27 protein-coding genes, 1 tRNA gene and 1 rRNA gene are annotated in these 25,859 nt (G+C 39.7%); all 29 read left to right on the top strand.

The window, feature by feature from the left end:
• The first annotated feature begins 2 nt into the window (after positions 1 to 2).
• Positions 3 to 1,466, top strand: a complete 1,464-nt coding sequence (gene yabN / locus AC1FXP_RS20480; RefSeq protein ID WP_480063833.1) for a bifunctional methyltransferase/pyrophosphohydrolase YabN — start codon at positions 3 to 5, stop codon at positions 1,464 to 1,466.
• Positions 1,467 to 1,478: 12 nt separating this feature from the next.
• The gene (locus AC1FXP_RS20475) at positions 1,479 to 1,736 is read left to right on the top strand and encodes an RNA-binding S4 domain-containing protein (RefSeq protein ID WP_332633196.1); all 258 of its coding nucleotides are present in this window, start codon (positions 1,479 to 1,481) and stop codon (positions 1,734 to 1,736) included.
• Between the two features lie 82 nt (positions 1,737 to 1,818).
• Positions 1,819 to 2,130 (top strand): sporulation protein YabP, encoded by a 312-nt coding sequence (yabP, locus tag AC1FXP_RS20470; RefSeq protein ID WP_250098127.1) that lies wholly within the window; start codon positions 1,819 to 1,821, stop codon positions 2,128 to 2,130.
• Positions 2,127 to 2,714 carry a spore cortex biosynthesis protein YabQ gene (gene yabQ, locus AC1FXP_RS20465; protein ID WP_480063831.1) on the top strand — a complete coding sequence of 196 codons (588 nt, stop codon included), beginning with the start codon at positions 2,127 to 2,129 and terminating at the stop codon, positions 2,712 to 2,714. The genes yabP and yabQ overlap by 4 nt, the downstream gene beginning before the upstream one ends.
• A gap of 10 nt (positions 2,715 to 2,724) precedes the next feature.
• Positions 2,725 to 3,108 carry an FtsB family cell division protein gene (locus AC1FXP_RS20460; RefSeq protein ID WP_480063830.1) on the top strand — a complete coding sequence of 128 codons (384 nt, stop codon included), beginning with the start codon at positions 2,725 to 2,727 and terminating at the stop codon, positions 3,106 to 3,108.
• A gap of 73 nt (positions 3,109 to 3,181) precedes the next feature.
• Positions 3,182 to 3,703 carry a S1 domain-containing RNA-binding protein gene (locus AC1FXP_RS20455; RefSeq protein WP_480063829.1) on the top strand — a complete coding sequence of 174 codons (522 nt, stop codon included), beginning with the start codon at positions 3,182 to 3,184 and terminating at the stop codon, positions 3,701 to 3,703.
• Positions 3,704 to 3,849: 146 nt separating this feature from the next.
• Positions 3,850 to 3,926, top strand: a tRNA-Met gene (locus AC1FXP_RS20450).
• Between the two features lie 346 nt (positions 3,927 to 4,272).
• Complete coding sequence (gene spoIIE, locus AC1FXP_RS20445) at positions 4,273 to 6,780, top strand: stage II sporulation protein E (protein ID WP_480063828.1); 2,508 nt, start codon at positions 4,273 to 4,275, stop codon at positions 6,778 to 6,780.
• A 314-nt stretch (positions 6,781 to 7,094) separates the two neighbouring features.
• Entirely contained in the window at positions 7,095 to 7,835 is a 741-nt protein-coding gene (locus AC1FXP_RS20440; RefSeq protein ID WP_250098122.1) for a VWA domain-containing protein, read from the top strand.
• On the top strand, positions 7,801 to 8,799 hold the full coding sequence (locus AC1FXP_RS20435) for a serine/threonine protein kinase (protein ID WP_480063857.1): 999 nt from the start codon (positions 7,801 to 7,803) through the stop codon (positions 8,797 to 8,799). Before AC1FXP_RS20440 ends, AC1FXP_RS20435 begins: the two co-directional genes overlap by 35 nt.
• An 18-nt stretch (positions 8,800 to 8,817) precedes the next feature.
• Positions 8,818 to 9,570, top strand: coding sequence for a threonine/serine exporter family protein (locus AC1FXP_RS20430; RefSeq protein ID WP_480063827.1), 753 nt, complete (start codon positions 8,818 to 8,820; stop codon positions 9,568 to 9,570).
• A 22-nt stretch (positions 9,571 to 9,592) separates the two neighbouring features.
• Entirely contained in the window at positions 9,593 to 10,042 is a 450-nt protein-coding gene (locus AC1FXP_RS20425) for a threonine/serine exporter family protein (protein ID WP_480063826.1), read from the top strand.
• Positions 10,023 to 11,423 carry a tRNA lysidine(34) synthetase TilS gene (gene tilS / locus AC1FXP_RS20420; protein ID WP_480063825.1) on the top strand — a complete coding sequence of 467 codons (1,401 nt, stop codon included), beginning with the start codon at positions 10,023 to 10,025 and terminating at the stop codon, positions 11,421 to 11,423. The genes AC1FXP_RS20425 and tilS overlap by 20 nt, the downstream gene beginning before the upstream one ends.
• A gap of 21 nt (positions 11,424 to 11,444) precedes the next feature.
• Positions 11,445 to 11,984 (top strand): hypoxanthine phosphoribosyltransferase, encoded by a 540-nt coding sequence (gene hpt / locus AC1FXP_RS20415; RefSeq protein WP_480063856.1) that lies wholly within the window; start codon positions 11,445 to 11,447, stop codon positions 11,982 to 11,984.
• A gap of 68 nt (positions 11,985 to 12,052) precedes the next feature.
• Positions 12,053 to 14,044, top strand: coding sequence for an ATP-dependent zinc metalloprotease FtsH (ftsH, locus tag AC1FXP_RS20410; RefSeq protein ID WP_480063824.1), 1,992 nt, complete (start codon positions 12,053 to 12,055; stop codon positions 14,042 to 14,044).
• Between the two features lie 198 nt (positions 14,045 to 14,242).
• Complete coding sequence (locus tag AC1FXP_RS20405; RefSeq protein ID WP_480063823.1) at positions 14,243 to 15,007, top strand: type III pantothenate kinase; 765 nt, start codon at positions 14,243 to 14,245, stop codon at positions 15,005 to 15,007.
• 21 nt (positions 15,008 to 15,028) lie between these two features.
• Positions 15,029 to 15,904, top strand: coding sequence for an Hsp33 family molecular chaperone HslO (gene hslO, locus AC1FXP_RS20400; RefSeq protein ID WP_480063822.1), 876 nt, complete (start codon positions 15,029 to 15,031; stop codon positions 15,902 to 15,904).
• Between the two features lie 127 nt (positions 15,905 to 16,031).
• Complete coding sequence (gene cysK, locus AC1FXP_RS20395; protein ID WP_480063821.1) at positions 16,032 to 16,955, top strand: cysteine synthase A; 924 nt, start codon at positions 16,032 to 16,034, stop codon at positions 16,953 to 16,955.
• 124 nt (positions 16,956 to 17,079) lie between these two features.
• Entirely contained in the window at positions 17,080 to 17,736 is a 657-nt protein-coding gene (locus tag AC1FXP_RS20390) for a DUF421 domain-containing protein (protein WP_480063820.1), read from the top strand.
• A 259-nt stretch (positions 17,737 to 17,995) separates the two neighbouring features.
• Positions 17,996 to 19,447: an anthranilate synthase component I family protein gene (locus AC1FXP_RS20385; RefSeq protein WP_480063819.1), complete on the top strand. Its 1,452-nt coding sequence runs from the start codon at positions 17,996 to 17,998 to the stop codon at positions 19,445 to 19,447.
• Between the two features lie 13 nt (positions 19,448 to 19,460).
• The gene (pabA, locus tag AC1FXP_RS20380) at positions 19,461 to 20,057 is read left to right on the top strand and encodes an aminodeoxychorismate/anthranilate synthase component II (RefSeq protein WP_480063818.1); all 597 of its coding nucleotides are present in this window, start codon (positions 19,461 to 19,463) and stop codon (positions 20,055 to 20,057) included.
• The gene (pabC, locus tag AC1FXP_RS20375) at positions 20,042 to 20,908 is read left to right on the top strand and encodes an aminodeoxychorismate lyase (protein ID WP_480063817.1); all 867 of its coding nucleotides are present in this window, start codon (positions 20,042 to 20,044) and stop codon (positions 20,906 to 20,908) included. Before pabA ends, pabC begins: the two co-directional genes overlap by 16 nt.
• Entirely contained in the window at positions 20,905 to 21,702 is a 798-nt protein-coding gene (folP, locus tag AC1FXP_RS20370; RefSeq protein WP_480063816.1) for a dihydropteroate synthase, read from the top strand. Before pabC ends, folP begins: the two co-directional genes overlap by 4 nt.
• 3 nt (positions 21,703 to 21,705) lie before the next feature.
• Positions 21,706 to 22,068 (top strand): dihydroneopterin aldolase, encoded by a 363-nt coding sequence (gene folB, locus AC1FXP_RS20365; protein WP_480063815.1) that lies wholly within the window; start codon positions 21,706 to 21,708, stop codon positions 22,066 to 22,068.
• Positions 22,065 to 22,574 carry a 2-amino-4-hydroxy-6-hydroxymethyldihydropteridine diphosphokinase gene (folK, locus tag AC1FXP_RS20360; protein WP_480063814.1) on the top strand — a complete coding sequence of 170 codons (510 nt, stop codon included), beginning with the start codon at positions 22,065 to 22,067 and terminating at the stop codon, positions 22,572 to 22,574. The genes folB and folK overlap by 4 nt, the downstream gene beginning before the upstream one ends.
• Positions 22,544 to 22,741, top strand: a complete 198-nt coding sequence (locus AC1FXP_RS20355; RefSeq protein ID WP_480063813.1) for a helix-turn-helix domain-containing protein — start codon at positions 22,544 to 22,546, stop codon at positions 22,739 to 22,741. The genes folK and AC1FXP_RS20355 overlap by 31 nt, the downstream gene beginning before the upstream one ends.
• 26 nt (positions 22,742 to 22,767) lie before the next feature.
• Entirely contained in the window at positions 22,768 to 23,769 is a 1,002-nt protein-coding gene (gene dusB / locus AC1FXP_RS20350) for a tRNA dihydrouridine synthase DusB (RefSeq protein WP_480063812.1), read from the top strand.
• A 130-nt stretch (positions 23,770 to 23,899) separates the two neighbouring features.
• The gene (gene lysS, locus AC1FXP_RS20345; RefSeq protein WP_480063811.1) at positions 23,900 to 25,399 is read left to right on the top strand and encodes a lysine--tRNA ligase; all 1,500 of its coding nucleotides are present in this window, start codon (positions 23,900 to 23,902) and stop codon (positions 25,397 to 25,399) included.
• 394 nt (positions 25,400 to 25,793) lie between these two features.
• Positions 25,794 to 25,859, top strand: a 16S ribosomal RNA gene (locus tag AC1FXP_RS20340); the annotation flags it as partial.

The raw sequence follows: 25,859 nt of genomic DNA, 5'->3' as shown, positions 1-25,859 counted from the left end.
ATGTGAAAAAAATTAATATTATTGGATTAGGTGCAGGTGATCTTGAACAAATGCCATTAGGGATATACCGACACCTCAAGAATGAACAGATCATTTACACTCGAACAAATGATCATCCGGCTGTGACGGAACTAGTACAGGAAGGTGTAGAGTTTCATTCATTTGATGACATTTATGAACAACATGATGAGTTTAATTCTGTATATGAAGCTATTGCACAGCAACTACTGCAAATGGCAGAAGAGAAAAAAGTGATTACATATGCAGTTCCCGGGCACCCGCTTGTTGCAGAAAGGACGGTTCAACTTCTCTTAGAAGAACAGAGAAACCATCAGGTGGAGCTTTCTATTTTAGGAGGACAGAGCTTTTTGGATGTCATGTACACCTCATTGCAAATTGATCCAATTGAAGGTTGTCAAATCGTTGATGGTACGGCATTGAAAAGAGATGAGTTAGAGCTGACTCATCATATCATTATTGTTCAAGTGTACGATGCGATGATAGCATCTGACGTTAAATTAACATTAATGGAGCGCCTTCCGGATGATTACGAAGTGACGATCGCTACAGCTGTCGGCTCTCGTGAGGAGCAGTTGGTAAAGGTTCCGTTGTTTGAATTAGATCGTGTAACAACATTGAACAATTTAACAGCTGTTTACATCCCACCTGTAAGCAAAGAGGAAAACTTGTATGGAGAATTTTCTAAGCTTCGTGAGGTTATTGCGACATTACGTGGGCCGAATGGATGCCCTTGGGACCAAAAGCAAACACATGAGACATTAAAAAAATATTTTGTCGAAGAAGTCTATGAAGTGATAGAAGCAATTGATGAAGAAGATGATGAACATTTGATAGAAGAACTTGGAGATGTTCTTTTACAAATTATGCTCCACTCACAAATTGGAGAAGATAACGGCTTCTTTTCCGTACGAGATGTCATTTCAAGTGTGACAGAAAAGATGATTCGTAGACATCCGCACGTATTTGGGGAACTAACGGTTGAAAATGCTGATGATGTAGTGAGCAATTGGGATGAGATTAAGAAACAGGAAAAAGGACAACAAGAAGAATCAATTTTATCATCTATTCCAAAAGGTCTTCCAGCTTTAATGGAGGCAACTAAACTGCAAAAGAAAGCGGCAAAAGTTGGTTTTGATTGGGATGACGCTGCACCGATGTGGATGAAACTCCAAGAAGAGCTTGGGGAGTTCATGCTTGAGATCAAAGCAAATGATTCTGAAAAAATGCACAAAGAACTAGGAGATATTCTTTTTGTTGTTGTCAATCTTGCCCGGTTCTACAAGATTGATGCAGAGGATGCTTTACAAAGCACGAATCGAAAGTTTAAAAAGCGTTTCGGTTATATTGAGACTGCTTTGCAAGCAGAAGGAAAAAATATTCTGGAAATGACATTAGAAGAGCTCGATCAAAAATGGGAAGAAGCTAAACAATATGATTCCAAATAGGGGGAATATACGATGCGTCTAGATAAATTTTTAAAAGTTTCTCGATTAATCAAACGTCGTACGTTAGCAAAAGAAGTATGTGATCAAGGGCGTATTACAATAAATGGCCAGGTAGCTAAAGCTGGTTCAGCGGTGAAGGCAGGAGATGAATTAGTCGTTCGCTTTGGTCAAAAACTTGTAACTGTTCGAATTGACGATGTCCGTGAGATTGTAAGAAAAGATGAAGCCGCTACGATGTATACGATTATTAGTGAGGCACCGGTATCGTAAGTAACAAAAAGAGATAGCTTGTTCTAATTTGAATCCCTTCCTCATACACTGCTATGAAAGCATATGGAGGAGGGATTTTTGGATGGATCAACATTATGAATTTGGTACACCAATGGGACGTGAACGACAAACGAACGACCACGATGTCATCCTAAAAGGAAGAAGGCAATTAGATATTACAGGTGTGAAACAAGTGGAGAGTTTCGATAATGAAGAATTTCTTTTGGAAACGGTAATGGGCTTCTTATCTGTACGAGGTCAAAACTTGCATATGAAAAACTTGAATGTCGAGCAGGGGATTGTTTCCATTGAAGGGAAGGTATACGATTTAATTTACCTTGATCAAAATCAACAAGACAAATCAAAAGGTTTCTTCGGGAAGTTATTTAAGTGACGCTGACAGTGCAATTCTATACGATGTTATCAATGGCTGCAATGGGCATGTACATTGGTGCAGCTATTGATACGTATGGACGATTCACTCGTAAACGAAAAAAAACTTCTTTCAATTGGATCGTTGCTTGTAATGATGTATTGTTTTGGCTCGTGCAGGCTCTCATCGTTTTTTATGTGTTGCTGCAATCAAACTATGGCGAAATACGCTTTTATATTTTTTTAGCTTTAGTATGCGGGTTTTCTGCCTACCAAGCTTTATTTCGAACCTTTTACCAAACATTACTCGAGCGTATAATTGAAATAGTTATCCAATTATACCGAATAACGATAAAACTTTTTACAATATTATTGATCAACCCTGTTAAGTACTTATTGAAACTCCTCTATTCCTTATGTATTATGGTATTAACAACTTGTTTGACAGTTCTGTTGTTCTTGCTTCGCCTCATTTGGAGACCAATAAAATGGGTGTTACTCCTTCTTTATAAATGGACAGGACTACACAAACAAGTAAAAAAAGCACAACCCATTTTACGTAAAATAAAGGGATTTTTCCAATCAATGAGGAAGAAGAAAGAATAAGGGGTGATGAATGATGGTCACAGATCGTACGTCTAGAGTGAGAGAGATGGATAAATCCTATATCCAGCAACGAGAACAAGAACTAGAAATGGCGGCAAGAAAGAGAAGGGGTCTCTTTCGTAGGCTAAGTGTAATAGCCATATTCGTTGTAGCTTTAGGTAGTATTGCATGTGTGTCAATCTATACCCAAGCTTCTTCATTAGAGGAAAAAAAGCAAGACCAAGTGGCGTTAGAAGAGGAACTCAAACAACTGCAACTCGAGGAAGCCAGGTTACGAGAGGACATTAAGAACTATAATGACCTTGACTATATTGCTGAGATTGCAAGAAGAGACTATTATCTAACGAAACCTGGTGAAACTTTGTTTAAATTACCTGAATCATCGTCAAATTGACACGTTTTTTTCTATTCGGGTATAATATAAAAAATGAACATTTTCAGATTTCTTAAGGAGGATCTATTTTTTCATGTCAATCGAAGTAGGCAGCAAGTTACAAGGTAAGGTTACAGGAATCACTCATTTTGGTGCATTTGTCGAGCTGCCGGGTGGTTCAACTGGCCTTGTACACATTAGTGAAGTCGCTGATAATTATGTTAAGGACATTAACGAATTTTTGAAGGTTGGGGACGAAGTAACAGTTAAAGTCGTAAACGTTGAAAATGACGGTAAGATTGGACTTTCCATTCGTAAGGCGGTTGATCGCCCTGAACGACCAGCAGCTCCTGAACGACCAGCGCGACCAGCGCGACCAGCGCGTCCAGACCGTCCAAGTCGCCCTTTCAACAATTCACAACGTCCAGGTGGCGGCCGTCCACAAGGCGGAAATCGCCCACAAGGTGGTCGTGGACCAAGACCCAACCAAGCACGTCCATCTTTGTCATTTGAAGACAAAATGAGCCGCTTCTTAAAGGATAGTGAGGAGCGCATCTCAACATTGAAGCGTCAAACAGAATCTAAACGCGGGGGTCGAGGCGCCCGTAGAGGATAACTTGCTGCTCAAATGCGAGGGACATTTAGGAAGAGGATGACTTATGCTGAAGTCATCCTCTTTTAATGTAAGGAAAAAATTTGTGAGTTTTTATTGACTTATCATTCAGTTGTTAGTATACTAATTAATGTCGCAATTGACGATTTGGCGGTGTAGCTCAGCTGGCTAGAGCGTACGGTTCATACCCGTGAGGTCGGGGGTTCGATCCCCTCCGCCGCTACCAAATACATAATTATAACCTGTACTCGTTGGAGTGCAGGTTTTTTTGTTTTGAATGAAGGGAGTCAAAGAGAGGGACTGACTCCAGAAAAAGGTGCGAAGCTAGAAAAGTGATGAGGCCTGCTAAAGAAATAACTCTCAAGTAATAAATATCTCTCCTCACCTTTCTCCAAAGACTGCAATAATCCACCATAATAATAGTTTCTATGTCAGATTCTTTATCTATTGCTACCTATTTTGGCCGAAAGAAGTCGAACGCTTTTTGGTATTCGTCCTGCGATTTTGACAAAAAATGAAGCTTCTATCTGTTTATAATGGGTACACGAATAAAACTAGGGTGGTGGATGTTGATGATTCAGAAGTTGACGAAAGAATGGACGGAACCCGCTGAAGAAGGAAGGACTTTACGGAGTAAGTGGACGAGCTTTGGTAAAGGAGTAACTCAAAAACTTGCTTCTGGTGCAAAAGCGGCTATTTATCAATATGGTTTAATGGTCGCTATTGTTGGTTTCTTACTCGGGAGGGCAATGATCTTATCTGAACTTACGCCATTTGTCCTGCCGTTTTTAGCGGCTATTTATATGCTGAAACGTGAGCGTGCACCAATTGCAGCACTTTCGTTAGTTGCTGGGGCAATGACTGGATACCATGGACAGGTTGGTTTTGTTGTTTTGGCAATCATTGCGTATGTGCTTATTCAAAAAGTAGTTGCCAAGTACGTTCAAAATCCAACGAAAGCACTGCCGTATACTGTGTTTGGAGCTAGTATGGCAACTCGTTTAGGAATTGTCTTTTTCTTAGAGGGGACGATTTCGAACTATGCTTTAATGATGGCTACTGTCGAGGCGGGACTAAGTTTTATTTTAACAATGATTTTCTTACAGAGTGTTCCTATTGTAACATCTCGTAAAATGAAACAGCCGCTTAGAAATGAAGAAATCGTTTGTTTGATCATTCTACTGGCTTCTGTTATGACAGGTACGGTAGGATGGATTATTTATGATATGACAGTTGAACATGTTCTTGCAAGGTATTTAGTTCTTGCTTTTGCTTTTGTAGGAGGTGCTGCAATTGGTTCGACCGTAGGTGTTGTGACAGGATTGATCCTTAGTTTAGCTAGTGTGGCAAGCTTGTATCAAATGAGTTTGCTAGCTTTCGCCGGTTTGTTAGGGGGTCTCCTGAAAGAAGGAAAAAAAGTTGGTGTTGGGATCGGACTTCTCGTAGGGACACTGTTGATAGGCTTGTACGGCGAAGGAGCTACACAAGTGTCCGTCACATTAATGGAATCGATGGCAGCCATTTTAGTCTTCTTTTTAACACCTAAAAGTGTATTTTCAAATTTGGCTAGGTATATTCCAGGTACAGTTGAACATTCCAAAGAGCAGCAACAATACTTACGAAAAATAAGAGATTTAACAGCTGGTAGAGTTGAACAATTTTCAACTTTGTTTCAGACGTTATCAAATAGCTTTCAAACCCCAGCTCAAATGTCTAATACAGAAGAAGTAGAAAGAGACGTTGACTTTTTCTTAAGCAATGTTACGGAAAAGACTTGTCAGACATGTTTTAAAAAGGAACGCTGCTGGGTACAGAACTTTAATAAAACATATGATTCTATGCAACGTATTATGACGGAAACAGAAGAATATGGAGAAATAAAAGATCAGGTGTTTATGAAAGAGTGGAAAAAGGAATGTATTAAACCGGAGAAGGTCGTACAAGCAATTAGGCATGAGCATGGTCAATATCAAGCAAACCAAAAGCTTAAGCGACAAGTGATGGAAAGTCGTCGGTTAGTAGCTGACCAACTGCTAGGTGTTTCTCGTGTGATGGGGGACTTTGCAAAAGAAATTCAAAAAGAAAAGGCAGCTCATCATTACCAAGAAGAGCAAATGCTAGATGCCCTTCGTGAAGTGGGATTAGAAATTGGGCATATTGATATTTATAGTTTAGAAAAAGGAAATCTTGAAATTGAAATGAGCATATCTTCTGACAATGGTCATGGTCAATGTGAGAAGGTCATTGCGCCGATTCTTTCTGATTTGTTAAGTGAAACAGTCATTGTAAAAAAAGAGGAGGTAGGATTTTATCCGAATGGCTTTAGTCATGTATCGTTTGGATCTGCGAAACAATTCGTAATAGATACAGGCGTGGCTCATGTTGCTAAAGGAGGGGCTTGGGTATCAGGTGACTGCTACTCAACAATTGAGTTAGGTTCTGGAAAGTATGCCATTGCGATCAGTGATGGAATGGGTAATGGAGAGAGAGCTCACTTGGAGAGCAATGAAACATTACAATTGCTTCAAAAAGTTCTTCAATCTGGCATTGAGGAGACAGTCGCGATTAAATCGGTGAATTCCGTTTTATCGCTTCGTACGACAGATGAGATTTTCTCGACACTTGATTTAGCAATGATAGATTTGCAGGATGCGACTACTAGATTCTTGAAAATAGGTTCAATCCCAAGTTTTATTAAACGGGGAAACAATGTGATGAAGGTTGAGGCAAGCAATCTCCCGATGGGAATGATTCAAGAATTTGATGTTGATGTGGTAAGTGAACAATTAAAAGCTGGTGACCTGCTTGTCATGATGAGTGATGGAATCTACGATGCTCCTAAGCATGTAGAAAATAAAGAAATGTGGATGAAGCGATTACTAAGTGAACTAAAAACGGATGATCCACAAGAGGTGGCGGATGTCATTCTAGAAAAAATAATCCGGAATGAACAAGGGAACATTGATGACGATATGACAGTCATTGTCGCAAAGGTTAAACGAAACACACCAAAGTGGTCAGCGATTCCACTATATAAATCGCCAAAACTAGTAAAGAAGAGAGGAAGGAAATCTTCGTAAAAGGGATAAAAAATTGAAAAAATAGATGACATCATTGACTAACTAAAATTAGTTTTTTAGAAAGGGGGGGTAGCTTTTTTCTTGAATGGCTAGGTTCGAGGGATGTGCAATGGCTCCGCGCGCCGTGCGCCTTTAGAGAAGAGCACTCAAAAGGCTTAAGAGACAACGGCGGCTCCGCACATTGCAAGAGTTTTAAGAAAAAAGGGAAGGTCGTCCTTTTTTCTTAAAACTCTTCGACAAAGTTCCTCTTAACGTATAAAACCTCTAAGGCTAGTGAATGATGGTAACATCTGATTACTTGGAGGGGATACAAAGTGAGTAAAGGTACGTTAAAGCAGATTTTGTTGTTAACAGACGGTCATTCAAATCAAGGTGAGGATCCAGTGGCGATTGCGGCACTTGCTAGAGAGCAAGGAATTACTGTAAATGTAATTGGTGTCGTAGATGGGAATCACTTAAATGAACAAGGAATAGAAGAAGTAGAAGCGATTGCGATGGCAGGGGGCGGGGTAAGTCAAGTTGTCTATGCAAAGCAGTTAGCACAAACTGTTCAAATGGTTACTAGAAAAGCAATGACTCAAACGATTCATGGTGTTGTCAATAAGGAGCTCTCGCAAATTCTTGGTGGAAATCAAGAGATGGAAGACCTTTCCCCAGCTAAAAGAGGCCAAGTAATGGAAGTAGTAGATGAGCTTGGTGAAACGATGAATTTAGATGTGCTTATTTTAGTAGATACTAGTGCTAGTATGAAAAACAAACTACCGATGGTTCAAGAAGCATTAACTGATTTATCTATCAGTCTTACTTCGAGAATGGGAGCGAATCGCTTTGCCTTGTATTCATTTCCCGGGAAGAAAAAGGATATCGATAAGTTACTTGATTGGTCGCCGCAGCTTAATTCACTTTCAGGAATCTTTCAAAAGCTTTCTTCTGGCGGGATTACTCCAACGGGTCCTGCTTTGCAAGTTGCCCTGCAGAAGTTTACAAAGTCAGGCTCAAGAAGGAGTTTGATGGCTGGTGATGAAGAACAGCTACTCGAAGAATCAGGCATGTGAATTACAATCTGGAGCCAAAGTTGTTGGAAAATGGCATAGTCATCCTTATAAAATTATCCGTCCTCTTGGGGCAGGAGCAACAGGATCTGTCTACTTAGCTGATTCGGCTAAAGGTTTAGTTGCTTTAAAAGTGGGTATGGATAGTATGTCAATAACATCAGAGGTTAATGTATTAAAACATTTCTCGAAGGTTCAAGGACAAATTCTTGGACCTTCTTTGCTAGATGTCGACGACTTAGTCACATCAGAGGGGACCTTTCCATTCTATGTAATGGAATATTTAAAAGGGACTCAGTTTATTGAGTATATGCAAAATAAAGGGGCAGAATGGCTTGGTATTTTAATGATTCAATTACTTGGAGACTTGGACCGCTTGCATACGGCTGGCTGGGTATTTGGAGATTTGAAACCAGATAATGTCCTAGTCGTTGGCCCGCCTGCTAGAATTAGGTGGCTTGATGTAGGAGGTACGACACTAGTTGGCCGTTCAATCAAAGAATATACGGAGTTTTATGATCGAGGTTATTGGGGACAGGGTTCTCGTAAAGCGGAGCCCAGTTATGATTTATTTGCAGTAGCAATGATGATGATCAATTGTGCCTATCCAAGCAGGTTTGAGAAGCAAGGTGAGAAAACACTTGTGCAGCTGAAACAACGAATCGATGAAAAGGCGTTGCTTATCCCTTATCGAGACGTAATCTTAAGGGCCCTGCAAGGAAAGTACCATTCAGCTATAGAGATGAGAAAAGATATGGTTAAAGCTGTTTCAAAAAGTTCTAGCTATAAACATATTCCAGTAAAAGAGAAAATGAAGCAGAAAAACAAACCAAAACAAGTGAAAGGATCACGAAAACAAAGTGGACCGAAAAAGGAAAAGAAATCTTCTTACTTTGTTGAAATCTTCCTGCTTTCCTCTTTTCTTCTATTAGCTTATATCCTATACTTATTTGGACAAATGATGTAGGGATGAAGGAGAAATGAAATGAATGCCGATCGGATGATGGATATATGTTTGCTTGCTGGTGAAATCATGCTTACATATGGCGCGGAAACGTATCGAGTGGAAGAGACTTTGGAGCGAATGGCTAAATCAGCACAGTTTAAAAATGTCCATAGCTTTGTAACGACAACTGGGATCTTCCTATCGTTTGAGGATGATGGCAAGGGTGATGTCATGCAGATGATCCGTGTTGATGATAGGCTGCAAGACTTAAATAAAGTGACGCTTGTAAATCAAGTTTCAAGAGAATTTGTGAGTCGAACAATTACGGACGACGAGGCACATAGAAAGCTTGAAGAAATAGCAAAAGCACCTATGAACTACTCTCCACTACTCCTGCATTTTTCCTCTGGGACTGCTGGTGGTGCTTTTTCCTATTTGTTCGGGGGGAATTTATACGATACGATTCCAGCATTTATGGCAGGATTTGTCGCTAGCTGGTGCATTGTTATGATCCAAGACTATACAAAGGTTAAGTTCTTTGCCGAATTCATGTCTGCATTTTTAGGTGGAACGGTAGCTATTTTTCTCGTTCTTTTAGGACTGGGGGAAAACCTAGACCAAGTCATTATAGGTACATTAATGCCTCTAGTCCCTGGAATTCCACTAACAAATGCTGTTCGAGATTTAATGTCAGGTGATCTTATTGCTGGTGTGAGTCGAGGAGCTGAAGCGGTCATAACGGCTCTGTCGATTGCAACAGGAATAGCACTAGCGATCGCTCTATTTTTATAGAGATGGGTTCGGGAGGAAAACAATGATTATTGAATTAATATTTTGTTTCTTTGCTACAGTAGCATTTGGTGTTATTTTTAATGTTCCAAAGCGCGTCTTATGGATTGGTGGGGCAATTGGTGCCCTAGCCTGGTACATTTATTCGTTGTTGCCGGCGCTTGGTATGTCAGATATTTTCGCTACAGCAGTTGCTTCATTTATTTGTGCTACTGTTGCTCATCTGTTAGCAAGGAAATTTCGTGTTCCAGTTACAACTTTTAGTATTCCAGCAATTATCCCTTTAGTTCCGGGGAGTAGAGCTTATTTTACAATGCTTGCATTTGTAGATGGTGACTATTTAAATGGGTTGCAATTAGGAATTGAAACGATGCTTCGAGCTGGAGGTATCGCGGCAGGGCTTGTGTTTGCTTTATCAATTTTCTCCATTGGTAAAGGAGGTATTGGACAGCGCTATGAAATCAGACGTCCATAATTTTATAAAACGGCATTATCTATTTGAAAATTGTAAGCTTGTCATCGTTGCTGTTTCTGGCGGTCCAGATTCCATTGCTCTCCTTCACTACCTCTGGTCGAATAAAAAACACTATCAAATTGAAGTCGCTGCTTGTCATGTTCATCATCAACTAAGAGGGGAAGAGGCTGATGAAGATGCTCTCTATGTAGAGCATTTCTGTAAAGGGCGTGGCATACCTTTCTATCAGAGGCGTGTGAATGTGAAGGAGTATGCATGTGAAAATAATGTGGGCACTCAAGTAGCTGCCAGAGAATTGCGTTATTCTTATTTCAAAGAGCTCCTGTCGCGGTTTCCTGATAGTATTCTAGCAACAGGTCATCATGGGGATGATCAAGTGGAGACCGTACTTATGAGGATGGTTAGAGGAAGTCTCCCCTTATTTACATATGGAATTCCAGTCAAACGTAAAATTGGACAAGGTGTAATAATTCGTCCATTTCTAGGAATAACTAAAGAGAAAATTGAGCAATATTGTATAGAAGAATCATTGCATCCAAGACGTGATTCAAGCAACAAATCGTCTGCTTATACAAGGAATCGTTTCCGAAAAGAAATCCTCCCTTTCTTAAAAGAAGAGAATCCGATGGTCCATACTCATGTACAAAGAAAGAATGAATGGGAAACGGATGATCAAAGTTTGTTAATGGCTTTAGCAGAAGAAGCGAAGTCTACTATTACTACAAAAAAAAGTGAACGAAACGTTACAATTTCCCGTATTGCTCTTCTTAACATAGCCCTCCCTTTACAAAGAAGGGTGATTCATCTAATATTAAATTATCTTTACGGGAAAAATTCACCATTGATTACGTCTATACATATTGAGCAAGTGCTCGAAATGCTTCAACATGGGAAACCATCAGCCGATCTTCATTTCCCAGACTGTACCCTCATCCGACGTGAGTATGATTTATGTCATTTTATGAAAGATCATACAAATGAGGTTGAACAAGTAGTCCAAACGCTGCCCATTCCTGGGAGTCTTTCGACGAAAACATGGATTATTGAGTCATATGTGACAGAGGATCAGGATATAGTTGAAAAGGACAACCAAATCATCTTGGATTATGATGTTGTCTCGGAGCCTTTACTTGTTCGAAGTAAGCAACCATTCGATCGCATGACGTGCAGGGGGATGGATGGGACGAAGAAAGTAGGACGACTGTTCATTGACAGGAAGATCCCGAAACAAGAAAGGGAACATTGGCCCATCATTATTGATGGTGAAGGACAAATTGTATGGGTGCCATTTTTACACAGGTCTAAAGTTGCCAATGTTGGACACGATACGAAAAAGGTATTAGTATTGACAAGCTATAGGAACCAGAGATCTTATGAATAGTAGGAGGTTTGTTTGACATTGATAAGGGACGAGATTAAAGAAATACTTATTTCTGAGGATCAAATACAGGAAAAGTGTAAAGATTTAGGGAAACAAATAACAGAGGAATATGAAGGGAAGTTTCCTTTAGTCATTGGTGTATTAAAAGGTGCTATGCCTTTTATGGGCGATTTAACAAAGCGCATTGACACTCACATTGAAATGGACTTTATGGACGTTTCTAGCTACGGAGCAGGCATGGTTTCTTCAGGAGAAGTGAAAATTGTTAAAGATTTAGATACGTCTGTTGAAGGCCGTGATGTGCTCATTTTAGAAGATATTATTGATAGCGGTCTAACACTAAGTTACCTTGTTAAGCTTTTCCACTACCGAAAAGCCAAATCAGTGAAAGTAGTAACGCTATTAGATAAACCAGACGGAAGAAAAGTTGATCTCATTCCTGATATGGCTGGATTCACGGTTCCTGATGAGTTTGTCGTTGGTTATGGACTCGATTTTGCAGAACGATATCGTAACCTGCCTTACATAGGAATATTAAAGCCAGAAATTTATGAGAGTTAATGTTTGTGAACGAAAGAACAATTATGGTACGATAAACAAAGCTGTATTGTCGTGGGAGGAGGTCAAGGATGAATCGTATATTCCGTAATACTATTTTTTATTTACTTATCTTTCTCGTTATTATTGGAATTGTAAATGTCTTTAGTACTGATCAAGCGCAAGTTGAAAACGTTACGTTTACAGAATTTACTGAAAGACTTGAGCAAGGTCAGGTTAATGAGCTTGCTGTTAAGCCAGTAAGGCAAGTTTATTTAATACGAGGACAATTTACTGACCAACAAGAGGGAGAGTATTTTGAAACATATGTCCTGCAAAGTGAGCAAACTGCAGATCTGCTATTTGGACCAGGAGGAGCTGCTGCTGGCTTTGATGTCGATGTTCAACCTGCTGATGAGACAAGTGGTTGGGTTACATTCTTTACATCAATCATTCCTTTCATCATTATCTTTATCTTATTCTTCTTCTTATTGAGCCAAGCTCAAGGCGGCGGTGGCCGTGTCATGAACTTTGGTAAGAGCAAAGCTAAGCTAGTAAGTGATGATAAGAAGAAAGCGAAGTTTAAAGATGTTGCAGGGGCCGATGAAGAGAAGCAAGAGCTTGTTGAAGTTGTTGAATTCTTGAAAGATCCACGTAAGTTCTCTGCTATTGGTGCACGTATTCCAAAAGGGGTTCTTTTAGTTGGACCGCCTGGAACAGGTAAGACCTTGCTTGCAAGAGCAGTTGCTGGTGAAGCAGGCGTACCGTTCTTCTCAATTAGTGGTTCGGACTTCGTTGAAATGTTTGTTGGTGTTGGTGCTTCTCGTGTACGTGACTTGTTTGAGAATGCGAAAAAGAATGCACCATGTATTATCTTTATTGATGAGATTGACGCAGTTGGTCGTCAACGTGGAGCTGGACTTGGTGGTGGACACGATGAGCGTGAGCAAACATTAAACCAGTTACTAGTTGAAATGGATGGTTTTAGTGCGAATGAAGGGATCATTATCATCGCAGCGACAAACCGTGCTGATATCCTAGACCCTGCCTTATTACGTCCAGGACGTTTTGACCGTCAGATTCAAGTTAACCGTCCAGATGTAAATGGCCGTGAAGATGTCTTAAAAGTACATGCTCGTAACAAGCCATTAGATGATGATGTTGATTTACGAGCAATTGCAGAACGAACTCCAGGATTCTCTGGTGCAGACCTTGAGAATTTATTAAATGAAGCTGCTTTAATTGCCGCTAGAAATAATAAAACAAAAGTAAATATGATCCATGTTGAAGAAGCGATCGATCGCGTTATAGCTGGACCTGCGAAAAAGAGTCGTGTCATTTCTCCTAAGGAGAAGAATATTGTTGCTTGGCACGAAGCTGGACATACGGTTGTAGGTGTTAAGCTTGAGAGTGCTGACATGGTTCATAAAGTTACCATTGTCCCAAGGGGGATGGCTGGTGGTTATGCAGTTATGCTTCCTAAGGAGGATCGTTACTTTATGACGAAACCTGAGTTGCTTGACAAGATTATTGGACTACTCGGAGGGCGTGTAGCTGAGGAAGTTCAATTTGGTGAAGTAAGTACAGGGGCTCATAATGACTTCCAACGAGCAACGGCAATTGCTCGTAAGATGGTGACAGAGTATGGAATGAGTGACAAGATGGGGCCAATGCAGTTTGGTTCTGGAAATTCTGGTGGACAGGTTTTCTTAGGCCGAGATATTCAGAATGAACAAAATTATAGTGATGCATTCGCTCATGAGATTGATCTAGAAGTACAGAAGATTATTAAAGAGTGTTATGAACGCTGTAAACAGATCTTGACTGAGAATAAGGCAAGTTTAGATCTTGTTGCAGAGACGTTAATAAAGATCGAAACTCTTGATGCAGAGCAGATCAAATCGTTAATTAACGAAGGGAAGCTTCCTGATAATCATCATACGAATAAGTATTTAGATGGGGGCAGTGAGGCGGATATGAAGGTGAATATCAACTCTAAAAAGGATGAAGAAACAACTCCTGAAGAGTCTGATGATAAGAAAGACGAGGAGCCTTCTACAGAAGATAAGAAAAAAGATGAATAATGATCAGGGGATGTCATATTGGCATCCTCTTTTTATATGTCTTATGACCAACCTGTAAGTCCAAATGGAAGCATAAAAGTGGTGCTTGTTTTATAATAAACATTGGTTAAATAAAAATGGTCTGTCTGTTATTGTGTTTATTTGCACAAAATAGTAGAGATAGCCTTTAGTATAGAGAGAAGTTGGCGGTGAGTACATATGATAATGGTAGTAGATGTAGGAAATACAAACATCGTATTAGGTGTCTATAAGGGGAAAGAGTTGCACTATCATTGGCGAATTGCAACGAGCAGGCAAAAGACAGAAGATGAATGGGCTATGTCATTAAAAGGCTTATTCGAACATGAAAGATTATCGTTTGGAGAAATAGAGGGAATTATTATTTCTTCGGTCGTTCCCCCGATCATGTACACATTAGAACTAATGTGTAAAAAGTATTTCGGCATTAAACCAATGGTCATTGGCCCAGGTATTAAGACTGGCTTAAATGTCAAATATGACAATCCAAAAGAAGTAGGTGCGGATCGAATTGTCAATGCAGTTGCAGCGATTCAACTTTATGGCAGTCCGCTTATCGTTGTTGATTTTGGTACAGCAACGACATATTGTTACATTAATGAGGATAGACAATATATGGGTGGAGCCATCTCACCAGGGATTTCAATTTCTACAGAAGCATTATATACAAGAGCATCTAAATTACCAAGAATTGAAATAGCAAAGCCAAAGAATGTACTTGGAACAAATACTGTCCATGCGATGCAAGCGGGAATATTTTACGGTTATGTTGGTCAAGTAGACGGTATTGTTAACAGAATGAAAGCCCAAGCTAGTACAGTTCCAACTGTCATTGCAACAGGGGGAATGGCTTCATTAATAGCTTCAGAAACTGAGACCATTGATGTAGTCGAACCGTTCTTAACGCTAAAAGGGTTACAAATGATTTACGAAAAAAATGCTTAAGAAAAGAAGGGAAATAGGATTATGGAAGATTATTTAATTAAAGCTATTGGATTTGAAGGGAAAGTAAGAGCGTACTCATTAGTAGCGACAAATATGGTCAATGAAGCAGTTAGACGGCAAGGGACATGGCCTACAGCGTCCGCAGCCTTAGGTCGTGCGATGATGGCCAGTACGATGATGGCAACGATGCTAAAGGGTAATTCAAAGCTAACGGTTAAGATTGAAGGGAAAGGCCCAATCGGTGCGATTATGATTGATGCTAATACGAAAGGTGAGACAAGAGGATATGTAACAAATCCGCATACTCACTTCGATTTAAATAACCAAGGGAAACTGGATGTTGCGCGTGCTGTTGGTACAGAGGGTTTTCTTTCCGTTGTAAAAGACCTAGGGTTGAAAGAAAACTTTACAGGTAGTGTACCACTTGTATCAGGAGAGCTAGGTGAAGATTTTACGTATTACTTCGCATCATCTGAACAAACACCTTCTTCTGTAGGGGTTGGAGTCCTTGTTAACCCTGATAACTCGATCTTAGCAGCGGGTGGGTTCATTATTCAAATCATGCCAGGTGCGGATGATCAGGTTATTGATGAAATAGAGAAACGTCTTTCTATGATCCCGCCTATTTCAAAACTTGTAGAAGCTGGTATGCCACCAGAAGAAATGCTCTATGCACTTTTAGGTGATGATAATGTAAAAATTCTCGATAAGTTACCAATTGCATTTAAATGCCAATGTTCAAAAGAGCGTGTTGAAAATGCCATCATCAGTTTAGGGAAAGGCGAAATCCAGGCGATGATTGATGAGGACGGGGGCGCGGAAACTGTTTGTCATTTTTGTAACGAGATTTATAAATTAACAGCAGACGAATTAAAGGAATTGGCAGAACAAGCGTAAAAAGCAATTACCTCAATTTTGAAAAAAACAGGGAAATTGTAACATGTTGATTGACTTATCAGAAAACGTTTGATACTATAATCTTAATAAAACCAATAAATTTACTAGGGATTGAGGGGGCGTCTTTATGACAGTTGTAAATTCAGTTACAGAACTTATCGGCCAAACACCATTAGTTAAATTAAATCGTCTTGTATCAGACAAGCATGCAGATGTTTATTTAAAATTAGAGTATATGAATCCAGGAAGCAGTGTAAAAGATCGTATTGCTCTTGCGATGATTGAAGCAGCTGAGAAGGCAGGCGTATTAAAGCCTGGCGTAACAATCGTTGAGCCTACAAGTGGTAACACAGGTATTGGACTTGCGATGGTTGCAGCAGCCAAAGGGTATAAAGCAAAGCTAGTTATGCCTGAAACAATGAGTATGGAGCGTCGTAACTTATTACGTGCTTATGGTGCAGAGTTAGTATTAACTCCAGGGCCAGAAGGTATGGGTGGGGCGATTCGCAAAGCGACAGAGCTCGCGAAAGAAGAAGGACACTTTATGCCACAACAATTTGAAAATGAAGCAAACCCTGAGATTCACCGTAATACAACAGGAAAAGAGCTTCTTGAGCAAGTTGATGGACAAATTGATGGATTTGTTTCTGGTATTGGGACAGGTGGAACAATCACAGGTGCAGGTGGGGTACTAAAAGAAAACTTCCCGAATCTACACATTGCAGCAGTTGAGCCACAAGATTCACCAATTCTTTCAGGTGGAAACCCTGGCCCTCATAAAATCCAAGGAATTGGTGCTGGATTTGTACCAACAATCTTAGATACAGACATTTACGATTCAGTTATTCAAGTTTCAACTGAACAAGCGTTTGAATATGCACGTGCTGCAGCGCGTGAAGAAGGAATCTTAGGTGGTATTTCTTCTGGTGCAGCGATCTATGCAGCTCTTCAGCTTGCTGAGAAGCTTGGACCAGGTAAGAAAGTAGTAGCAATTATTCCTTCAAACGGTGAGCGTTATTTAAGTACACCATTATATCAATTTGAAGATTAATGCATAACAGAAAAAGACTATGAGATTAGGTCTCATAGTCTTTTTTGTATTGATTAAAGTGCATTGAATTGTATCGGGAGGGAATGATAAGAGTTGATTAGAATGTGAAAGGAGCATACGAAAAGTGAGTGAAATTATTGTTATTTTGCTTAGGACAATTGTAGTGTTTATCATCATTCTAACGTTTTTTAGATTTATGGGAAAAAAAGAATTAGGAGAATTAAGTTTACTAGATATTATCGTTTCTCTTATGATAGCAGAACTTGCTGTAATTGCCATTGAAGATCCAGAAGTATCGATGGCAAGGGGATTAGCTCCTATTTTTTTATTGATCCTAATCCAAGTAACCCTAACTACAGTGAGCTTAAAAAATCAACGATTTAGGGACCTCATTGAGGGGCGCCCAGTCATGATTATAGAAAATGGGAAAATCAATCAAACGAATATGAGAAAGCAGCGGTACAACCTTGATGATGTCTTATTCCAACTTAGAGAAAAAGGAATTTCTGATATTAGACACGTTGATTTTGCTATTTTAGAAAGGTCAGGGAACTTATCAATTTTCCGTAAAGATGATAATAGTTCCCTCTTCACTCTCCCGTTAATCCAAGATGGTATCATCCAAGACGACCACTTGAAGGTCATTCAAAAGACGAAAGAGTGGTTGTTATCGGAATTAGCAAAACGAGGGTACGAACAGATTAGAGATATATTTTATTGTAGCTACATGAAAGGGCAATTTTTTATAGAAGAGAAAGATAAGAGGACTATTGGCAAGTGATTTGTAAAATTGGGAAATTTAGTAATCTCTTAAAAATGTAATTCAAAAAGACGGCAATGGCTCCACACGCTACACGCTTCTAGGAGAACCCCACTCCTAGAGGCTTAAAACCTTGTAGCGGTTCCGCTCATTGCCTATAGTCTGTTCAAAAAGGGAAAAAATCACCCCTTTTTGAACAGACTCTTTAATAATTTGTTTTTACCTCTCTTATGTTCTCATGTAGAATAGACAAAAAGGAATCGAGACGGGAGTGAAGGCGTTGCAACAGAATAAGACGAAATCATTAAACCGGACAAGCAGAGTGAAGTCTTTCTCTCTTGGTCAAGAAAAATGGTTTGAAAGTTACCGGGCATTAGCAGCAAGTGAATCTCAACATGTTCTGTTAGAGAGTGGAAGAGGGGGGCGTTATCATATTATCGGACTAAAACCTTTTGCGACAGTTTCTGGAAAAGGACAGACATTGTCTTTTGAAAAGGACGGGCACATTGAAACGAAAAAAGGTCCGTTACTTGAAAGTTTAAAAGACGTTCTGGCACCATATTCTCAAGAGACAATTCCAGATTTGCCTCCTTTTCAAGGTGGAGCAATTGGGTACTTTTCGTATGATATTGTCCGGGAAATCGAAAACTTGCCGGAATTAGGGGCAGATGACTTAGCTTTACCTGATTTATACTTTATGCTTTTTAACGAAGTGTTTGTTTATGATAATGACGATGAGGTCATGTGGGTCATACTTCATGGGCAAAAGCATGAAGGTGAGGTACTAGAGAAAAAAGTAGAACAATATGCCAAGTGGTGGAAAGAAGGCAGCCGGGATAAAGTTGTACGAAGCCGAACAAAGGAGGGAAGAGAATCTACTGTTAAGTCTTCCTTATCTGAAGAAGCCTTTTGCGAAGCTGTTGAAAAGATTAAAAAATATATAGCAGCAGGAGATGTCTTTCAAGTTAACTTATCGTTAAGGCAATCAAAGGAAATGGTGACTGAGCCATTCCATGTGTATGAAGTATTACGAAAGCTAAATCCATCACCATATATGAGTTATTTTCAAACCCCTCAATTTCAGTTTGTAAGTGCCTCACCTGAGTTATTGGTTAAAAAAAATGGTTCAGAGTTAAGTACAAGACCTATTGCTGGGACTCGTTCACGAGGAAAGAACGAGCAGGAAGACCAACAGCTTGCTGATACATTAATTAATAATGAAAAGGAACGGGCTGAACACGTTATGCTCGTTGACTTAGAAAGAAATGATTTAGGTCGTGTTTCTACTTATGGAACAGTAGAAGTCGATGAGTTGATGGTGATAGAAAAGTATTCACATGTAATGCACATTGTGTCCAATGTAAAAGGGGCGTTATCAGATCAACATGACCTCTATGATGTCATTCGGGCAACGTTTCCAGGAGGAACGATTACAGGTGCACCGAAAGTAAGAACGATGGAAATTATAGAAGAGCTTGAACCTGTTCGAAGAGGCATTTATACTGGATCTATAGGCTGGATCGGATTTGATGAGAATATGGAGTTGAACATTGCTATTCGTACAATGGTTTGCAAAGATGGAAAAGCCCACGTGCAGGCTGGTGCTGGTGTTGTCATTGATTCAATTGCAGCTAATGAATACAAAGAGTCATTAAAGAAAGCTAGAGCACTTTGGCATGCGCTAGAGACTAGTGAAGAAGAGTTGAGTGAAGATATTGTCAGTTTGAGTTGAGGAGGGGTTTTTAATGATATTAATGATTGATAACTATGATTCTTTTACGTACAATTTGGTTCAATATTTAGGAGAAATGGGGCACGAATTAGTTGTCAAACGTAATGATCAAATTACGTTAGAGGAAATCGAGGAGCTCGCTCCTGATTTTATTATGATTTCACCAGGGCCAAAAAGTCCAAACGAAGCAGGGATAAGTTTAAATACCATTAAGCATTTTGCTGGAAAAGTTCCTATTTTTGGGGTTTGCCTTGGGCATCAATCAATTGCTCAAGTTTTCGGAGGAGATGTGATTCGTGCTGAACGCTTGATGCATGGGAAAACGTCGGATATTACTCATAACAATGAAACCATTTTTAAGGGGCTGCCTTCCCCGCTGACAGCAACAAGGTATCATTCACTTATTGTAAAGAAAGAGACGCTGCCAGATTGTTTTGTTGTAACAGCTGAGACAAGTGAAGGAGAAATTATGGCCATTCGCCACCGTGACTTGCCGATAGAAGGGGTTCAATTTCATCCAGAGTCTATTATGACAGCAGAAGGCAAGCAGCTCTTGCGGAACTTTATAGAAACGTATGGCGAGGAGAAATCAACGTGTTCGTCTATATAAATGGTCAGATTGTAAGCAAAGAGCGGGCGGTCGTCTCAGCTTTTGATCATGGATATATGTACGGTCTAGGTCTGTTTGAAACATTTCGCGTTGATGATGGTCATCCATTTTTATTGGATGACCATTTTCGACGTTTACAGGACGGCTTAAAGACGATAGGAATAAGCTGGTCGATGGAGCGGGAAGTTGTTCTAGAGATTATTCAAAGGTTGCTTTTGGCGAATAACTTACAGAGTGCTTATGTAAGGTGGAATGTATCAGCTGGCTCACAAGATCTTGGTTTGTATACAGGAGAATATGAGGAGCCAACAGTAATTGTTTATATGAAGCCGCTCCCTTTGGTCCAAGCGGATTCGAAGCAAGCGAAAGTTCTAACGATTAAGAGAAATACTCCAGAAGGATCGACGCGGTTAAAGTCACATCATTATTTAAATAATGTTTTGGCAAAACGCGAAATAGGCGATGATAATACAGTGGAAGGGATTTTTTTAACTGAGGATGGGTTTGTTGCAGAGGGAGTAGTTTCCAATCTTTTTTGGGTGAAAAATCAAGTTGTTTATACACCATCAATAGAGACAGGGATTTTAAACGGGATTATAAGACAGTTTATTCTTGCGTTATTAGAGAAAAAAGGGATTCCGTATGAGCTTGGTTTTTATCGTTCGGTCGATGTGATGAATGCAGATGAGGCATTTATCACAAATTCGATACAAGAGGTTGTTCCTTTGTCCTCTTTTAACGGAAAGAAGTATAAAGCGGAAGCAGTATTAACTGAACAATTAAAGCGAATGTTTTATATTTATCGGAAACAGCTTTGGAGTAGATCGGACCTTAAAGGAGGAAGCGAATGAGTAAGGACTTAGAGAGTAAGCGCACACGTATAATGGGGATTTTAAATGTCACGCCAGATTCCTTTTCGGATGGGGGAAAATATACGGATATAGAACTTGCCGTCAAACGTGCAAAACAACTTGTCGAAGATGGTGCTGATATTATTGATATCGGTGGTGAATCGACGAGACCAGGGGCAAAGCAAGTAGAGGAAGGAGAAGAAATAAGGCGAGTCATTCCAATCATTGAAGCAGTCGCAAAAGAAATCAATGTACCGATTTCGATTGATACATACAAAGCAGAGGTAGCCAAGCTTGCGATTGAGGCCGGGGCCAATATTATTAATGACGTCTGGGGAGCAAAGTGGGACAAGAATATGGCAAAGGTCGCTGCAGATTATAAAGTCCCGATCATACTGATGCATAATCGAAATGATGCAACTTATCGCAATCTCATGGAAGAGGTTATTCATGATTTAGAAGAGAGTATTTCTATATGTATAGATGCCGGGGTTGAAAAAGAAAGTATTATATTAGACCCTGGAATTGGTTTTGCTAAAAGTCATGAAGAGAATCTTGAAGTGATGAGAAACTTGAACTTAATTGTGAAAATGGGGTATGACGTATTGCTCGGTACATCTAAGAAGTCACTCATTGCAAAAACATTAAATCTACCTGTTGATGAGCGCGTAGAAGGGACAGGAGCAACGGTTTGTTTTGGAATTATGAAGGGATGTCAAATTATGCGCGTACATGATGTGAAAGAAATGTCTCGAATGGCGATCATGATGGATGCCTTAGTAAGGAGTGAGTAAACGATGGATAAAATTTATATGAATCAGCTCGCTTTTTACGGTTATCATGGTGTTTTTCAAGAAGAAAATAAATTAGGTCAGCGGTTTCTTGTTGATTTAATTTTACATGTAGACTTGAAAAAAGCGGGAACAACAGATGATCTTCAAACGACGATTAATTATGGAGATGCCTATAAGAGAGTTAAGGATATAGTTGAGGGAAAACCTTACAAGCTAGTTGAATCCGTTGCAGAAACTATTGCAAGTGATTTACTTAGCGCCTATGAAATGTTACAGGAAATTACAGTGAAAGTGATAAAACCCGATCCGCCGATCCCAGGACATTATCATTCTGTAGCTGTAGAAATAACGAGGTCAAGATCATGATGCATGATGTATATATCGCGTTAGGGTCAAATATTGGTGATAGAGCTGACCACTTGGAAAAGGCAATACAGTTGCTAAAAAAACAAGAAGATATTCAACTAATTACACGTTCGTCGATTTATGAAACAGATCCAGTTGGATATGTAAATCAGCAATCGTTTTTGAATATGGTCGTGCATATAAAAACAACAAAGCCAGCAAGGGAAATATTGGATGTAACCCAGTCGATCGAGCGTCACTGCGGGCGTGAGAGAGAGATCAGATGGGGTCCTCGAACAATAGATCTTGACATTTTACTGTTTGACGGAGAGAATGTGATGTTGGAGAACCTAATTATCCCTCACCCAAGAATGTGGGAAAGGGCATTTGTGATTGTCCCACTTATGGAAATTCATTCGACTCTTTACGCAGAGAACCTTGAACAAACGATTCAAGAGATATATGATGAACTACCAGATAAAGAAGGGGTAAGGAAATGGAATCCACAAACTACGGCAAAAAAATAAGAGCTTACCGAAAGCTCAAAGGATATACGCAACAAGAATTTGCAAAACAAGTAGGGATGTCTGTGTCTGTTTTAGGTGATATAGAAAGAGGCAATAGGCAGCCGAACGATACATTGTTAGAACAGATGGCGAAAGTTTTAAATATATCAAAGTTTCAATTGCTATAAGACCGTTTTTTTGGGAGGTGACAGGTATGTTAAAGATCGGAAATATTGAATTGAAAAATCAAGTTGTGCTTGCACCAATGGCGGGTGTATGTAATCCAGCCTTCCGATTAATCGCAAAAGAATTTGGTGCTGGTTTAGTCTGTGCGGAGATGGTTAGCGACAAAGCGATTCTACATGGAAATGAGAAATCGCTAAGCATGTTATATGTCGATGAACGTGAGAAGCCATTAAGCTTACAAATTTTTGGCGGTGAAAAAGAAACATTAGTAGAGGCTGCTAAATTCGTTGATAAAAACACAAATGCAGATATTATTGATATTAATATGGGATGTCCAGTGCCAAAAATTACGAAATGTGATGCTGGTGCAAGATGGTTGCTTGATCCAAACAAGATTTATGAAATGGTTGCATCAACAGTTGAAGCAGTAGATAAGCCTGTAACAGTAAAAATGCGTATCGGCTGGGATTCTGATCATGTTTATGCAGTAGAAAATGCCCGTGCAGTTGAACGTGCAGGAGGCAGTGCAGTGGCTGTACATGGCCGTACACGAGTTCAGATGTATGAGGGTAAAGCGGATTGGAATATTATTAAGGATGTAAAAGAAGCTGTGAACATTCCTGTTATCGGAAACGGAGATGTAACAACTCCACAAGAGGCACGGCGTATGTTAGATGAAGCGGGTGTTGATGGTGTTATGATTGGACGCGCAGCGCTAGGCAACCCTTGGATGCTTTATCAAACGATACAATACTTGGAGAATGGTACACTTGCTGATGAACCAACTCCACGTGAAAAAATCGATGTGTGCATGATTCATTTAGATCGCCTTATTAAATTAAAAGGCGAACATGTTGCTGTTCGTGAAATGCGTAAGCATGCAGCGTGGTATTTAAAAGGGATGCGTGGAAATGGCCGAGTGCGTGATAAAATTAATAACTTTGAATCAAGAGATGATGTAGCAAATACTCTTTATGCATTTGTAGATGAGTTAGAAGCTCAAGTGGCTGAGCAATCAAGTGCTGTTTGACTTTTTTAATAGACTTCACTATAATTCGTTTGTAATTATTAAACTGTCAGTGTGATACGCTGGCAGTTTTTCTACATATAAAAACAGACAAAATAGGCTAAAATGATTGATGATAGAGGAGATGATGTATATGACTCAAGAGCTTGAGTTAAATGATCAGCTAGCTGTACGTAGAGACAAGTTAGCAAAACTGCAAGAACAAGGACAAGACCCTTTTGGCGGACGTTTTGAGCGCTCACATACGGCAACTTCGATGAGCGAGGCATTCGGTGAACAAACAAAGGAAGAACTAGATGAAGCAGGTCATGAAGTGACTCTTGCTGGACGGATTATGACAAAGCGCGGCAAAGGGAAAGCGGGATTTGCTCATATTCAAGACTTAACAGGACAAGTACAGATCTATGTTCGGAAAGATGCAGTTGGCGATGAGCAATATGATTTGTTCAATACAATTGATATTGGTGATCTTGTAGGTGTAACGGGTACAGCGTTTAAGACAAAGGTAGGAGAGCTTTCTATTAAGGTTACCGATTTTCAATTGCTTTCTAAATCACTAAGACCGTTACCGGATAAATTCCATGGATTAAAAGATATTGAACAGCGCTATCGTCAACGTTATGTCGACCTCATTGTTAATCCAGAGGTGAGAGATACGTTTGTGTTACGTAGTAGAATTCTGCAATCTATGCGTCGTTATTTGGATTCAAAAGGATATTTAGAGGTAGAAACACCGACAATGCATTCAATTGCAGGGGGAGCTTCAGCTCGTCCATTTGTTACACATCACAATGCATTGGATATGACTCTTTATATGCGAATTGCCATTGAGCTGCATTTAAAGAGACTTATTGTTGGAGGTTTAGAAAAAGTTTATGAGATTGGTCGTGTGTTCCGTAATGAGGGTGTATCAACTCGCCATAACCCTGAATTCACAATGATTGAGCTGTATGAGGCATATGCTGACTACAATGACATAATGGAATTGACGGAGGAATTAGTTGCTCACATTGCTAGAGAAGTACTTGGGACAACTAAGGTTACTTATGGTGAATACGAAGTGGATCTAGAGCCAAAGTGGAAACGAGTACACATGGTTGATGCAATTAAAGAGAAGACTGGCGTTGATTTCTGGAAGGAAATGACTGATGAAGAGGCGCGTTTAATTGCGAAGGAACATAAAGTACACGTGAAAGAAACAATGACATATGGACATGTTGTTAATGAGTTCTTTGAGCACTTTGTCGAAGAGGATTTAATTCAGCCGACATTTATTTATGGTCATCCTTTAGCTATTTCGCCGTTGGCTAAGAAAAATCCAGAGGACCCTCGTTTTACAGATCGCTTCGAATTGTTTATTGTTGGTCGTGAGCATGCTAATGCATTTACGGAGTTAAATGATCCAATTGATCAACGTGAACGTTTCGAACAGCAGCTCGTTGAACGTGAGCAAGGGGATGATGAGGCTCATATGATGGATGAAGATTTCGTTGAAGCACTTGAGTATGGTATGCCGCCGACGGGTGGACTGGGAATTGGGATCGACCGTCTAGTTATGCTATTGACGAATTCTCCGTCAATTCGTGATGTTCTTTTATTCCCGCAAATGCGCCACCGTGAACAAGGCGAGTAAAAGCTAAGTTGTTTCTTGTAACAGAATAGTTAAATGGGGCATGATTCTAGTAGAATACTTAGCTTTAATTCATGCCCCTTTCTTTTTGTTGAGCTTTCTCTGGATATTTAATTCAACTTTTTTTAAAAAAAGGGTTGCAATAAAAATGCAGGGGTGTTATATTATTTCTTGTCGCCAAAACGATTTGAAAAATTAACAAAAAAACAATTTGACATTAAATTTTGTTTTTGTTATGATAATCAAGTCGCTGAAAACGACACGTTAGTTCTTTGAAAACTGAACAAAAGCCAAGCGAAATAGAGATACATGATATCTCGTCAATTTTTCTCATCAGTTTTAATAAAAACGATGAAGTATCGTTAGCGATACATTTTGAGCTAATCAGCTTGCCATTTTTATGGAGAGTTTGATCCTGGCTCAGGACGAACGCTGGCGGCGTGCCTAATACATGCAAGTCGAG

This window comes from Halalkalibacter sp. HAAS-P013 (assembly GCF_056619925.1).
Note: the sequence above shows the minus strand (reverse complement) of the source record. Positions and strands in the feature narration are given on the sequence as shown.